This window comes from Caballeronia sp. LP006 (assembly GCF_031450995.1).
Taxonomy (GTDB): Bacteria; Pseudomonadota; Gammaproteobacteria; order Burkholderiales; family Burkholderiaceae; genus Caballeronia.
Genome location: NZ_JARTVW010000001.1, coordinates 89,356 through 103,568, shown reverse-complemented (window position 1 = coordinate 103,568; position 14,213 = coordinate 89,356). Strand labels below are relative to the sequence as shown.

The 14,213-nt window shown below is 58.6% G+C and carries 9 protein-coding genes; 4 read left to right on the top strand and 5 right to left on the bottom strand.

Annotated features, from left to right (window positions below; all coding sequences use genetic code 11):
• Positions 1 to 578 precede the first annotated feature (578 nt).
• The 4 genes from P9250_RS00450 to P9250_RS00435 all read right to left on the bottom strand — a co-directional run bounded on the left by P9250_RS00450 (position 579) and on the right by P9250_RS00435 (position 5,867).
• Entirely contained in the window at positions 579 to 1,694 is a 1,116-nt protein-coding gene (locus tag P9250_RS00450; RefSeq protein ID WP_310390659.1) for a porin, read from the bottom strand.
• Positions 1,695 to 1,882: 188 nt separating this feature from the next.
• The gene (locus P9250_RS00445; protein ID WP_310390658.1) at positions 1,883 to 2,581 is read right to left on the bottom strand and encodes a VOC family protein; all 699 of its coding nucleotides are present in this window, start codon (positions 2,579 to 2,581) and stop codon (positions 1,883 to 1,885) included.
• Positions 2,582 to 2,631: 50 nt separating this feature from the next.
• The gene (locus tag P9250_RS00440; protein WP_310390657.1) at positions 2,632 to 3,882 is read right to left on the bottom strand and encodes an MFS transporter; all 1,251 of its coding nucleotides are present in this window, start codon (positions 3,880 to 3,882) and stop codon (positions 2,632 to 2,634) included.
• Between the two features lie 314 nt (positions 3,883 to 4,196).
• Positions 4,197 to 5,867, bottom strand: a complete 1,671-nt coding sequence (locus P9250_RS00435; RefSeq protein WP_310390656.1) for a carboxylesterase family protein — start codon at positions 5,865 to 5,867, stop codon at positions 4,197 to 4,199.
• A 244-nt stretch (positions 5,868 to 6,111) separates the two neighbouring features.
• Here P9250_RS00435 and P9250_RS00430 point away from each other — a divergent pair, with 244 nt between their 5' ends.
• Entirely contained in the window at positions 6,112 to 6,774 is a 663-nt protein-coding gene (locus P9250_RS00430) for a TetR family transcriptional regulator (RefSeq protein WP_310390655.1), read from the top strand.
• Between the two features lie 441 nt (positions 6,775 to 7,215).
• Here the strand turns inward: P9250_RS00430 and prpR are convergent, their stop codons facing one another.
• Entirely contained in the window at positions 7,216 to 9,162 is a 1,947-nt protein-coding gene (gene prpR, locus P9250_RS00425; RefSeq protein WP_310390654.1) for a propionate catabolism operon regulatory protein PrpR, read from the bottom strand.
• A gap of 194 nt (positions 9,163 to 9,356) precedes the next feature.
• Here prpR and prpB point away from each other — a divergent pair, with 194 nt between their 5' ends.
• The 3 genes from prpB to acnD all read left to right on the top strand — a co-directional run bounded on the left by prpB (position 9,357) and on the right by acnD (position 14,211).
• Positions 9,357 to 10,253 carry a methylisocitrate lyase gene (gene prpB, locus P9250_RS00420; protein WP_310390653.1) on the top strand — a complete coding sequence of 299 codons (897 nt, stop codon included), beginning with the start codon at positions 9,357 to 9,359 and terminating at the stop codon, positions 10,251 to 10,253.
• A 24-nt stretch (positions 10,254 to 10,277) separates the two neighbouring features.
• Positions 10,278 to 11,444 (top strand): 2-methylcitrate synthase, encoded by a 1,167-nt coding sequence (prpC, locus tag P9250_RS00415; protein WP_310390652.1) that lies wholly within the window; start codon positions 10,278 to 10,280, stop codon positions 11,442 to 11,444.
• 169 nt (positions 11,445 to 11,613) lie between these two features.
• The gene (gene acnD, locus P9250_RS00410) at positions 11,614 to 14,211 is read left to right on the top strand and encodes a Fe/S-dependent 2-methylisocitrate dehydratase AcnD (protein ID WP_310390651.1); all 2,598 of its coding nucleotides are present in this window, start codon (positions 11,614 to 11,616) and stop codon (positions 14,209 to 14,211) included.
• Positions 14,212 to 14,213 lie beyond the last annotated feature (2 nt).

Below are 14,213 nucleotides of genomic sequence, written 5' to 3'. Positions count from 1 at the left end.
TTAGGCCCCGCCGCCCGACAACTTGGGATCTACAAATTTGTCACGGCCAAATTGAAATCTCGCAGTCCAGGGCAGCAGAATTCTTGCACTGGGTTAAGTCGTCAGCCCGAGACTCGACCGATAATCAATCGGACTGAGTGCGCAAAGCGGGCTCGTGATCCGTTTCTCGTTGTGTCAGCGAATGTAAGAGTCAACGGCCTCATGCATTGATCAATTGATCGGTGCTGTAGGCCAGCCAGTCCGGAGCGTAAAACAATTTCGTCGTCAGCCATCCGAAGAATGGTTCTCACGCCGCATTATCAGGCGAGCATCCCTTGCGCGAAATCCAACGAAGTAGATTGGCCTCACGCAATCCGGTGAGGCAAGCTGGCCGGCGACCGTACGCACTACGATCTGAGTGCGCGAATGGGCCACAGGTCGGCCGTTGCCTGCTCATTGATCGACGGCAGCATCGAACATCGAGTCCATAAACTCGGCGTCTGGTCACGTACCGATCGCCCCCGGTTCCAGCATGAATGAAGTAAAGCTGCTTCTGAATCGACGTGTCGAGCCGTGCCCCGCGATGTTTGGCAAGACCCCTAGAACTTGTGGCGAATTCCCAATGTGGTCACCAACTGACGGTTGGTGGAGGACGCGTAATAGCCTTGGATATCGGCTAAAGCTCCGCCGCCTGCTTCTTGTAAATATACGATCAGCGCAATGTCGGTCCGCTTTGACAGGAAGTAATCGGCCGCCAGATTCAGTTCGCGCCAACGGGGCCTTGATCCGGTGATTGAGTATTTTCCCGTTGTGTACACATAACCCATGCCAAGGAGCAGGTCGCTGTGCAACATGTAATTAGCGCTGACGCTAAAGTTTTGAAGATTGAGGTGTTGACCGTCAAGATAGAAATAGTTGACGTCGGTGTAGAGTGCGCCAAGCTTCAACGCGCCGATGTTATAAAAGCCCCCAGTGCCGAAAATTCTCTGTTTGTCAGCGTAAGCGTGCGTCGTCAGCGCGCTTCTATCGAACGTTAAATAGGAGACGGCATAATCAGTGTCAAGTGCGCCGGTTTGATTTGTCGCACTGTAAGGATGATCGAACTCTGTGTATGCGATGTTCCAGTTGAAGGGCCCAGACTGGTAGCTTAGGCCTCCGCCGAACGAGCGATTGTCGCTGAACCCGCTTGCGGAATTGCTAAATCCATACATCGCAGTTGCTCGGATGCCGCCGTAAGTCGGCGAGGTGTATTTGACAGCGTTATTGACGTGAAGATTGTTATAGGTATTGTCGTTGTCGCCGATTGTGCCGTTCCAGTTATAGCCAGTGTTTAGGTCGAGAAGGTCTTCGACGCTGTCGTACTGCCGGCCGAAAGTGACTGTGCCCCAGGTCGAATTCGACAATCCGACGAAGGCTTGGCGCCCAAACATCCGAGCGTTGTAAGACGCAGTTCCGTTCAAGATATTGAACCCATTCTCCAAGGTGAAAATGACGCTCGTTCCACCGCCAATATCCTCTTTCCCCTGCAAACCCCATCGCGGCGACTGGTTCGTGCCGCTGGCTGTCTGATAGCTATGATGCCCGCTCTGGTTGGTCGAATATGCGAGGCCGCCGGAGATCAGTCCGTAGAGTGTTACGCTGCTCTGTGCAAACGCCTCGGATCCGTAGAAGGCGGCGCACAACAAACATGGATATGCGAGTTGTCTTGTTTTCACGCTAATTCTCGAGTTGGATGGTTGAAGACGAAGGCAGCATCATTCGGATTCGCGCAATTTATGTTGCAGTACTAATAAACGTGCCTATTTAGACACACACTTTAGGCAAAATACCGCCGCGCCAACGGTCTACAATCAAAAATCACGGCCGCCTCCAGAGCTGGGAGGCAACACGTTATCGACGGGTTTTAGCGGGTCGGCGGTCGACGGCGAATTTCAATCAGACCGGAATCACTTTTGATACCCATCGCGTACAGCCCCGGCGATTGACCGTTGTAGCGAATCTCCACATTGAGGTCCATAGGCCTTACGACATCGCCAAACCATGAGGAAAGTTGGTTCTCGTCCTCACCGATTTCAATCCATTCGACCCCCCCAGGAGTGGAGTGCCCCGTATCCTTTTCGACCGGCACACTGGCAGGATGATTCGAAAGCTCAGGTTTGTAGTAGAGATTCGGCATCCCGGCCGGCCAGGCCTTCAGCGCGCTAGGCACCTGGATCGCCAGGCCACGGTTGCCGTTCATCATCTGACGGGCCGTATCGACATTGAGTGTCTTGGTGTCGACGGTCGTGCCCTGATGTGCGGCGAAGCATTCCATTTCCTCCATCGTGCTGGCGCGAAAGCAGAGGCCGAGAAAGCAGTCGCCAGCGAGCGTGACGCGTTCATAGAGCTTGGTGACCGGGTTTGCATTGTATAACTGGACGTAATCGACAATCCCTTCGACCTCAATGTAGACATCAGATGACAACGGCACCACCTTGTGTCCGAGCCCGTAGAGCGGGAAGAAACCACCGTCGTAGTTTCCGAATCCTGTTTCCCGGCTCAATCGGAAGGTGGCTTCGTAAACGTTCTGTGCCGCAAGACAGATGTGATCCAGTTCGATCATAATTTGTCATCCTCTCTTTGTTAGTGTTGAGACTGTGAATTGATACCCGGCTAAGAATTAACCTGTGCAGCTGTTCGCTGCCGAGGACCGACTAGCGCCTCATCGCGATATCGGGGAAGCGTCAGGAAGAGCAGCGCGGCGACCAACGCGAGCGTTGCACATACGTAGAGACCGGGTTTGTAGCTGTGAAAGACGTCGGCAATCCAGCCAATCGAAAAGGGGCTGATGCCCGCGCAGATTGAAAGCGCACCGTATTGCCATGCGTAGACACGCGGAAAGATCGACATTTTGAAGTATCGTGTGGTCATGTACGCGATCAGGTCAATTTCGCCGCCAAATGCCCAGCCAAGTGTGAAAGCGTAGAGTGTCGCGTATCGTGCGCCGCCTGCGCCGACCAGCAGCAATCCAACGGCTCCGACGACACAGGACGTCGCCATAAGCCACGGTGCGTGCAGCAGATCGGAAAGCCATCCGAAAATGAGCCGCACGCAGATCGTGCCGATTCCAATCATGCTCACGTACTTCGCGACCGACACTGAGTCGACACCGAACTCCCGAAGCATGGGAACCATGTGCTGCGCACTTCCGGATACGAACAGCGTCGTCGCGGAAAAGGCAACCAGTAGCGTCCAGAACACACGTCCTCTGCGGGCTATACGGAATTCCTCCAAGATGACCGTATCCAGCACAGAAGTCGTTTCCCGCTGCGATGGACCGTGCGATCGCATGCGCAGACATACAAGTGCGATCGGCACACCAATCAGCGCAATTAGCGCCAGTGCGAGGTAGCCGCCACGCCATCCATGTACGCGTATCATGGACGCAGTAACTATCGGTATCAGCGCACCCGACGCGCCCAGTCCGATCTGAGTCAGTCCGAGTGCGAATCCGCGGCCCTTGTCAAACCAGTCGCTGATCACCCGTGTGAACGTGATCCCGCTCGTTGCGCCGCCGCAGAGGCCCAGACAGCAGAGCAGGCCGATGTAGATTGCAGGGCTCGTTGTAAAGCTGGCCAATCCGGCGAAACAGGCCGCCATGCCGACTGCACTGATCGCCGTCGTTTTGGCTGCGCCGAAGCGCGACAGCAGGCGTCCCCACGTTCCCAGACCGAGGGCAAGACCGAATGTAAAGGCCGCATATCCGGCGCCGTATTGCGCTTTGGTCAAACCGATCGACGCATTAAGGTCTTTCGCGAAAAGCCCGAGGTTATAGCTCGCGAGGCCAATGACGCCAACTCCCAAACCCGCGGTCGATGCGAGCAGTTGAACTAGGCCGCGACGGAACTCTTCCACTTTTGTCATTTGTAGCTCTCTCCATTTTCCGACGCACTTTACGTATCTGTGAGGCTGCCTTTCTACTGCCCCGAGGTGTCTGCAGCATATTTCTAGATTAGACTTGCTAACTGTACGTACGTCTAGTGTACAAAATAAAAAGCAGCTTTTGCAACGCTGGGGTAAACAGCAATGCACGGTGCAGAAGACGACACAGGCCGCAGTGTCTTGCGGGACTTATCCACCTCGGCCGACCTCTCGCCATCAGGCAAGTATGCGTCGGGGAGACACGCTCAATACGGCAAAGTAGCGGAACGCAAAAAGGCCACCGACGCCCTCACTATTCAAGCGGCGCCGATTTTCCTGCGAACGTTGTTGACCAGAAGCGCTTCGAGTTGCCCGACGCTTTCGGAAGCGTGCCGGCGGAAAAGCTCGAGTTCCGCTGTCAGTAGATTCGGTCGGGATTCAACGATTTTTCCGAACCACAATATCGACTGTCTTTCGCCATCGTACGGCCGCCACCGATCGTCCGGTTGCCCCTCGCGGATAAACGCCGCGTAGAGCTGTCCCATCTCTCTCGAGACGCGCCGGACGTCTTCGCGGTCCGCACCGTCGAACGCCGGCCACTGCAAGAGGTCCTCTTCAGCATGATTGCGCCAGAGGAAGGGCATATCGCCCGTGTGCACTGCGCGTAGATAGCCGCCGAAGCCGGGAAGATCGTAAGCAAACTCAAAGACATGGACAGGTGTGCCGCTCGATGACTGACGCCTAGCGATCTCCAGCGAAGAAAATTTGAAGAACTCAAACGACATGATGTCCGAAACTGTATGGCCAGGCTGAGTATGGTCGGGGTACAGTTTTCGGTAGCCATCGTAGAGGTCCCGCGCATGCGCGTCGCCATAGACTTGGCTCAGGATCGCCAGTGCCTGCGTTTCGGATCCTTCGACAATAGTCTTCGCGTGTCCGCGGAAGAATTGCCATTCATCCTTTGCGAACCCGATCATCAATGGCTTTTTCAAGTCATCCGAGCGGGGACTGGAAAGAAACTGGGCAGGCGCCTCGGGAATCCATTGTCCGTCGATGACACCGCCCAGCGGACGCCAGGCAACATTTGCGTCGGGATCGAAGAAGCGCGTCATGATGTTCTGAACGGCGAGCAGCCGAATCGGGTCAATGTCGTGAAGCTTGGAAAAGTCGTCAAGCTTCAGAAGTTCCAGATACTTGTTGGCGACGAAGCGGGCTTCTTCCTGCTGCTGGGTGCACCAAACGTTGAAAGGCGACAGCGACTGAAGGATCGCTCGTTTAAAGTACCGGCGAGCTGGAGGGTATGTCAGAAGATGCGATACTGCGGTCGCCCCGGCAGACTCTCCACCGATCGTGATGTTCTCCGGGTCGCCACCGAACGCTTCGATGTTCTCGAATACCCATGCTAGCGCCGCCACTTGGTCCTGCACGCCAAGGTTGATTGCTTCGGGAAACTCGTCGCTCACGAGGCCAAAATGCACCCAGCCTAGCGCGCCCATTCGATAGTTCGGGCGAACGACGATGAAATCCTCTTCCCGAGCCAGGTTTTCTCCGCGTTCGACAGCGAATGATCCCGAGCTCACCGCATTCGCACCGCCATGGAAGTAGACGTACACGGGACGAAGGCCGCGTGGCCGGTTGTCCGGTGCCCAAATGTCGAGGTATAGGCAGTCTTCCGCGATATGCTCGTGGTTATAGACTTTCCCGACGTATCCGGGCCATGCCGGAATGCCAGGTACGCCGGAATCTAATTGCGCCACTTCCTTCAGAACTTCCTGCGCGTTGACGAGATTGATTTGTACAGACGCTGGGCCGGATTTTGTTGCCGACCGCACGCCGGTCCACCGCTCAAGTGGTCGTGGGGCACAGAACCGTAATGCGCCGATCGGCGGCTTTGCGAAAGGGACTCCCCTGAAAACGCGCAGACCGTTCTCACGTCCGCCTTCGAGTTTGCCGTAGCGCGTTTCTACGACACCAAGTTCGCTTTGCATATGAATCTCCGATGCTTGTGGACTCAAATCGGCAGTGGCCGTTGAGTACAGGGTTTGAAATCGCAGTGTTGACTGTACGTACGTACAGTCTAAGCTAATAGCGTCGTGACTTGCAAGCTCGTGTAAAAGTCGTCGAACCATGTCCCAGTTTCGAAGAATATATTTTAGACTGTACGTACGTGCAATTTTGTGCTAATCAAATGCATGTTAGAGTTTTCACGTAGACCGTTAATAAGGAAATCAAATGACAGTTGGCACGACGTCGGAAGCGCGCCGGATTAAAGCAAAACCGGCGCATGAGCCAGACAAGCGCGAGCGAATCCTCGTTGCCGCTGAGAAGCTTTTTGCGCAGGAGGGTTATCATGGGGTGTCGATGCGAGACATCGCAAAAAGCGCGGAGGTCGGCTTACCGATCATCGTCTATCACTTCGAAACGAAGCTGAATCTATACCGTTCGATCTTTGAATTCCGTAGGGAAATCATGGAGGAACGTCTAAACGACCTTGGCAAGATCGACGACTTCGACAGCGAGGACGCAGTCGAGAGGATCGTGCGCGCTTTCATCGCTCCGATTGTCCGCAGTCACGCTACTCCGGAAGGCATCTACCACGCGCAGCTCGTTGTGCGGGAAGCGTCTGATCCACAGGAAGCTACGCGAGGCATCATCGAAGAATATTTTGATCCTCTGGCTAGGGCGTTCATCGATGCGCTGAGAAAGGCGATCCCCACAGCGTCACACGAGTACCTGTGCTGGGCATACCTATTTTCAGTTGGCGCGTTGGTCATGAGCGATTTCGATGGACGAATGGTACGAATCTCGCAGGGCAAATACGCTGGCATCCCGATGAAGAAAAAAATTGCAATGCTGAGTCGGTATATTGCTGCGGGCATCCGCGCTAGCAGCTAGGTTAGGCTTGTCAGTTGCCGCGGGAAAGGCGTGCCCGCCAATGGCTTTAATGATTTTATCTGGCGCCGGTGGCCGCCGCTCATGCATTTCCCGCGCGATGGCCCGTCCACAAGATTGCAGGCCAGTTGCGAGACGATTGACCGTGGTTCGAGGGGCTCGGCTTCATGGGCGTGTCGGCCGAAGCTGGGCTTACATCGCCACAAACTGCTACCACGCGCATATCAGCGATTCACAAGCTCACTCAAATGGCCGTTCAGGGGGGGCGGAAGCGAGTGTTCAGCGTGCCCCGCGATGATCTCTATCACACATTTCGAGCCTTGCAATCTAAAGCCGACAAATCCGGAAAGCTGGATCAACTTTAATTCGATAAGGACTACATATGAAAATGCGTTAATACTATTTATGTAAAACAGGCCTCAGGGCCACGAGGGACGACGACAATTACCTTTTTGCGTTCAACTTGCGCCAGAGCGTTGTCTTGCTGATGCCGAGCGCCTTGCATGCGGCATCGCGGTCGCCGCCGAATTCGGCAAGCGTCGCGCGCACCTGATCCGCCTCGGCGGTCCGGCTCAACTGACGCAGGCTCAAATTCGCATCGTCGTCTCGCGCCGGTTCGCAGACCTCGGGCGCAATCGCTGCAAAATCTTCCAGTGACAACCTCGACTCGCGTCCGTTTTTCTCGCGCAGATGCGCGATTTCCACCGCCACGCGTTCGATCACGTTTTGCAATTCCCGCACATTCCCCGGCCAGCGATATGCGCTCAACACTCCGTCGAGCGGCGCCAGCACTTTCTTCACGACATCGCGGTTCGGCAGGCGCAATCCGAGCGCCACCTCGCGGCTCGCGGCCTGCATCAGCAGTTCCGTCGCGAGCGGCAGGATGTCGCCGGCGCGCGCCCGCAGCGGCGGCAACGCGATGCTCAATATATTGATCCGATAGAACAGGTCGGCGCGGAACGAGCCGTCCTGCACGCCTTGCGCGAGCGTCCGGTGCGTGGCGGCGATCACGCGGATATCCACGCGCGTCGATTCGGTCGAGCCCAGCCGCACGACCTCGCGTTCCTGCAACACTCGCAGCAGCCGGCTTTGCAGCGACGCCGGCATCTCGCCGATTTCATCGAGAAACAGCGTGCCGCGATGAGCCGCCTCGATCAGCCCCGCCTTGCCGCCCTTGCGCGCGCCCGTGAACGCGCCTTCCTCGTAGCCGAATAGTTCGCTCTCCAGCAACGCCTCTGGAAACGCGCCGCAATTGATCGCGACGAACGGAAAGTCCTGCCGCCGGCTCATCTGATGCATGCTCTGCGCGACCATTTCCTTGCCCGTGCCGCTTTCGCCGAGAATCAGCAGCGTCGCATCCGATGTCGCGTACTTGCACACCTGCGCCTTCACGCGCTGCATCGCATCCGATTCCCCGACGATCGCGTCGAGCCGATAACGCGCGACGAATTCCTGCGCGCCTTGTCGCGAGCGCAGCGTCCGGTCCAGCCGCTCCACCGCTCGGGATTCCTGAAACGTGTAGATCGTGCCACCGGAGGCGCCGTCGCCCGCCAGCGGACCACAATGGATTGCGTAGCTGACACCGCGCACGCTGCCAACTCGGTCTTCGCCGTCCGAAGGCAGGATACTGCCTAGTGCCGGCGCGACGTCAAGCAGCGGACGGCCCACGATGCGTGCAGCATCGGTGAGCCCGAGCGCAGACAGCAAACGCTGATTAATGGCCTCGATACAGCCATTTGCGTCGACCGCGACGACGCCATCGCGCAGATGCTGTAACAGGTTATCGAGCCGCGTGCGCCGCCCGACTTCGCGGCGCATCGCCTGCGCGACTTCCAGCGCGGTCTCGAACGCGGCTGCCACTGATGTCCGCGAATAGAGGAACACCGACTGCATGCCGGCACGAGCGGCGAGGTCGGTCACGAGGCCCGGCCCGACCACGACATCGATACCCCGGTCGCGCAGGTCATGCACGAGAATTTCCGCATCCTCCGCCGAACGATACGATTCGCAGGCCACGTCGATGGCATAGGCCGACAAGAAGCGCCGAATCTCCTGCGGCGTCTCACCGTGCGTGACAAGCGCCATCCGCGCGCCGTCCTGACGCGCTTTCGTGAGCGCATGCATGACATCAAAGCCGGTCGGGCTGATGATCACCACCGGCACCGAGACGCGCGATTTCAGATACGCGCCGTTCGATCCGCCGCCGACCACCACGTCCGGCCGCTCGCCGGTCTCACTCTCGATGCGCGCCACGGCATCTTCATAACCCAGCGCGACCACGTCGAGGTCGGCACGGTCGGCGTACTCGCTGCTGACATCCAAGAACAGGTCCCGCAGCCGGCTGATGCCGACCGCCCAGATGCGCGGATGCGATGCGGATTCTGCTTTCATGCTGTTCCGGAAATGACTTTTAAAAAGACGGACAGGATATCGCGTGAATCCCCATTCCGAAATTGGAATTTCACTTATGAAAGGAAGTGCGCACGGTGCAAATTGACGATTATATAAAAATCAACAGGTTACGAGCGCGCTTCTGCATGGCAAAGAATTTGCACTATTACGGCGCCTTTTACGGAGACATCAACATGCACTCAACATCCTCACCTGGACAGACCGCCGGCGCGCGGTTTCGTAACGCCGTCCGGGACGAATCGCCCTTGCAGGTCGTCGGTGCGATCACCGCCTATGCCTCCAAGATGGCCGAAGCCGTCGGCTTCAAGGCGCTCTATCTCTCGGGTGGCGGCGTGGCCGCCAATTCGCTCGGCATGCCGGACCTCGGGATCAGCACGATGGAAGACGTGCTGATCGACGCGCGCCGCATCACGGATGCGTCGTCGCTGCCGCTCATGGTCGATATCGATACCGGCTGGGGCGGCGCGTTGAACATCGCGCGCACGATCCGCTCGTTCATTAATGCGGGCGTGGCGGCGGTGCATATCGAAGATCAGGTCGGACAGAAACGCTGCGGGCATCGCCCGGGCAAGGAAGTCGTCACGACGGGTGAAATGGTCGATCGTGTGAAAGCCGCTGTTGATGCGCGCACCGACGACGCTTTCGTAATCATGGCGCGCACCGACGCGGCCGCCGCCGAAGGCATCGACGCCGCGATCGAGCGCGCCGTGGCCTATGTCGAAGCCGGAGCGGACATGATTTTCCCCGAAGCCATGAAGACACTCGACGACTATCGGCGCTTCAAGGCGGCGGTCGGCGTGCCGATTCTCGCGAATCTGACCGAGTTCGGCTCGACGCCGTTCTTCACGACCGACGAACTGAAGGACGCGAATGTCGATATCGCGCTCTATTGCTGCGGCGCGTATCGCGCAATGAATGCCGCCGCGCTCAACTTCTACGAGACCGTGCGGCGCGATGGCACACAAAAAGCCGCCGTAGACACGATGCAGACGCGCGCCGACCTGTATCGATATCTCGGCTATCACGCGTACGAAGACAAGCTGGATCAGTTGTTTTCGGCGCAGAAATAACCCCCAGCTTCAGGAGACTGAGTAATGAGCGAAGCAGACAACAGCACCGCAACGAGCGGTTTCAAGCCGAAGAAATCGGTTGCCCTCTCGGGCGTGACCGCGGGCAACACCGCGTTGTGCACAGTCGGCAAGACCGGCAACGACCTGCACTATCGCGGTTACGACATTCTCGATGTCGCGACCACCAGCGAGTTCGAGGAGATCGCGTATCTGCTCGTGCATGGCAAGCTGCCGAACGTCGCCGAGTTGAAGGCGTACAAGACAAAACTCAAGGCTTTGCGCGGCTTGCCCGCAAACCTCAAGGCCGCGCTCGAATGGATTCCGGCGTCCGCGCACCCCATGGACGTCATGCGCACCGGCGTATCCATGCTCGGCACCATCCTGCCCGAAAAAGACGATCACAACGTTCCCGGCGCGAAGGATATCGCCGACAAACTGATGGCCTCGCTCGGTTCGATGCTGCTCTACTGGTATCACTACTCGCACAACGGCAAGCGCATCGAAGTCGAAACTGACGACGACTCCATCGGCGGACACTTTCTGCATTTGCTGCATGGCGTGGAGCCCTCGAAATCGTGGGTCGAAGCCATGCACGTATCGCTCAATCTTTACGCTGAACATGAGTTCAACGCATCCACGTTCACCACTCGCGTGATCGCGGGCACGGGATCGGACATGTATTCGGCGATCGTGGGTGGCATTGGCGCATTGCGCGGCCCGAAACATGGCGGCGCCAATGAAGTCGCGTTCGAAATTCAATCGCGCTATCAGACGCCCGACGAAGCCGAGTCCGACATTCGCGCACGCGTCGAGAAGAAGGAAGTGGTGATCGGCTTCGGTCATCCGGTCTATACCATCTCCGATCCGCGTAACAAGGTCATCAAGGAAGTCGCGAAGAAGCTCTCGAAGGAAGCGGGCGACAACAAGCTCTTCAGCATCGCCGAACGGCTCGAATCCGTGATGGCCGACGCAAAGAAAATGTTCCCCAACCTCGACTGGTTCAGCGCGGTTTCGTATCACATGATGGGCGTGCCCACGGCCATGTTCACGCCGCTCTTCGTCATCTCGCGCACGGCGGGATGGAGCGCGCACATCATCGAGCAACGCATCGACAACAAAATCATCCGGCCGAGTGCGAACTACACGGGACCAGACAACCTCGATTTCGTCGCACTGGCCGACCGCAGGTAAGTTTGCGTTCGTCCCTCTGCGTCCTGAGAGCGCGCGGAGTTATGCTCTGTCGCCCCCCGGCAGCAGAGGCTTTTTCCAGCGGTCCATAAAAACCGATTCAACCTGCCCCCACCCTACCTTCGAGCATGGCGTCTACAGTCAAAGACCATGCGATGAGCGAGACACGGCCATGAACACTGCAAACCGCAAACCCCTGCCCGGCACCCAATGCGATTTCTTCGATGCGCGCGCGGCCGTCGACGCCATCTCGCCCGGCGCCTACGACACGCTGCCCTACACCTCGCGCGTGCTCGCTGAAAACCTCGTGCGCCGCTGCGACCCGGAGATTCTCGAAGCGTCGCTGCGACAATTGATCGAACGCAAGACCGAGCGCGATTTTCCGTGGTTTCCGGCGCGTGTCGTCTGCCACGACATTCTCGGCCAGACGGCGCTCGTCGATCTCGCGGGCCTGCGCGACGCCATCGCCGATCAGGGCGGCGATCCCGCCAAGGTGAACCCTGTGGTGCCAGTTCAGCTGATCGTGGACCACTCGCTCGCCGTCGAATGCGGAGGCTTCGATCCGGACGCGTTTCAGAAGAACCGAGCTATCGAAGATCGCAGAAACGAAGACCGTTTCCACTTCATCGACTGGACCAAGCAGGCCTTTAAGAACGTCGAGGTCATTCCGCCGGGCAACGGCATCATGCATCAGATCAACCTGGAGCGGATGTCGCCGGTCATCCATTCGATCGACGGCGTCGCGTTTCCCGACACGCTTGTTGGCACCGACAGCCACACACCGCACGTCGATGCGCTCGGCGTCGTTGCCATCGGCGTGGGCGGTCTCGAAGCCGAGAACGTCATGCTGGGCCGCGCGTCGTGGATGCGCCTGCCGGATATCGTCGGCGTCGAACTGACGGGCAAGCGCCAGCCGGGCATTACCGCAACCGATATCGTGCTCGCGCTAACCGAATTCCTGCGCCGCGAAAAAGTCGTCGGCGCGTACCTAGAGTTCTACGGCGAAGGCGCGTCGAGCCTCACGCTCGGCGATCGCGCGACCATCTCGAACATGGCGCCGGAATACGGCGCGACCGCCGCGATGTATTACATCGACGAGCAGACCATCGCGTATCTTCGTCTGACGGGCCGCGACGAAGCGCAGATCCGCCTCGTCGAGACCTATGCCAAAACCGCTGGCCTCTGGGCCGACACGCTCGGTAACGCGCAATACGAGCGCATTCTCCGTTTTGACCTGTCGAGCGTCGAGCGCAACATGGCCGGGCCGTCGAATCCGCATAAGCGCCTGCCGACCGCGCAGCTCTACGACCGCGGCATCGCGCGCCAGTGGGAAGAAACACCCGGCAAGATGCCGGACGGCGCGGTCATCATCGCGGCCATCACCAGTTGCACGAACACCAGCAATCCGCGCAACGTGATCGCGGCGGCGCTCCTCGCGCGCAATGCAAACGCGCAAGGTCTCGCGCGCAAACCGTGGGTCAAGTCGTCGCTCGCGCCGGGATCGAAGGCGGTCGAACTGTATTTGCAGGAAGCCGCCCTGCTGTCGGAACTGGAAAAGCTCGGCTTCGGCATCGTCGCGTTCGCGTGCACGACCTGCAACGGCATGTCGGGCGCGCTCGATCCCGTCATCCAGCAGGAAATCGTCGATCGTGAGCTTTACACCACCGCCGTGCTCTCCGGCAACCGCAACTTCGATGGCCGTATTCACCCCTATGCTAAGCAGGCGTTTCTCGCGTCGCCGCCGCTCGTCGTCGCCTATGCGATTGCGGGAACGATCCACTTCGATATCGAAAAGGATGTGCTCGGCGTCGGCAAGGACGGGCAGCCGGTGTATCTGAAGGACATCTGGCCCGACGATGCCGAGATCGACGCGATCGTCGCGCAAAGCGTGAAGCCGGAACATTTCCGCCGCGTGTATGAGCCGATGTTTGCGCTCACGCAGGCAAGCGGCGACGCCATCAGCCCGCTCTACGACTGGCGCGGCCAGAGCACGTACATTCGCCGTCCGCCGTACTGGGAAGGCGCGCTTGCGGGCGAGCGCACGCTCAAGAACATGCGGCCGCTCGCCGTGCTCGGCGACAACATCACGACCGATCACCTGTCGCCTTCCAACGCCATTCTTGCGAACAGCGCGGCAGGCGAATATCTCGCGAAAATGGGCCTGCCCGAAGAGGACTTCAACTCGTACGCGACCCATCGCGGTGATCATCTGACGGCGCAGCGCGCGACCTTCGCCAATCCGACGCTCGTCAACGAGATGGCCGTGATCGACGGACAGGTGAAGAAAGGGTCGCTCGCGCGTATCGAACCGGAAGGCCGGGTCACGCGCATGTGGGAAGCCATCGAAACGTATATGGAGCGCAAGCAGCCGCTCATCATCGTCGCGGGTGCGGACTATGGACAAGGCTCGTCGCGCGACTGGGCCGCGAAGGGTGTGCGGCTCGCGGGCGTGGAGGCCATCGTCGCGGAAGGCTTCGAGCGCATCCATCGCACGAACCTGATCGGCATGGGCGTATTGCCGCTCGAATTCAAGGCAGGCGTCAATCGCGTGACGCTCGCGCTCGACGGCACGGAAACCTACGACGTGAACGGCGAGCGCAAGCCGCGCGCCGATCTCGTGCTCGTGGTACATCGCAAGAACGGCGAACGTCTGGAAGTACCGGTCACCTGCCGGCTCGATACGGCCGAGGAGGTCTCGATCTACGAAGCGGGCGGCGTATTGCAGCGCTTCGCGCAGGACTTCCTGGAGTCGTCGAAGGCAGCGGCCTGACG

Coding starts and splice junctions, on each gene's coding strand:
- P9250_RS00445 (WP_310390658.1), bottom strand. CDS start 2,581: ATGATCGAACTGGATCACATCTGTCTTGCGGCACAGAACGTTTACGAA.
- P9250_RS00440 (WP_310390657.1), bottom strand. CDS start 3,882: ATGACAAAAGTGGAAGAGTTCCGTCGCGGCCTAGTTCAACTGCTCGCA.
- P9250_RS00435 (WP_310390656.1), bottom strand. CDS start 5,867: ATGCAAAGCGAACTTGGTGTCGTAGAAACGCGCTACGGCAAACTCGAA.
- P9250_RS00430 (WP_310390655.1), top strand. CDS start 6,112: ATGACAGTTGGCACGACGTCGGAAGCGCGCCGGATTAAAGCAAAACCG.
- prpR (WP_310390654.1), bottom strand. CDS start 9,162: ATGAAAGCAGAATCCGCATCGCATCCGCGCATCTGGGCGGTCGGCATC.
- prpB (WP_310390653.1), top strand. CDS start 9,357: ATGCACTCAACATCCTCACCTGGACAGACCGCCGGCGCGCGGTTTCGT.
- prpC (WP_310390652.1), top strand. CDS start 10,278: ATGAGCGAAGCAGACAACAGCACCGCAACGAGCGGTTTCAAGCCGAAG.
- acnD (WP_310390651.1), top strand. CDS start 11,614: ATGAACACTGCAAACCGCAAACCCCTGCCCGGCACCCAATGCGATTTC.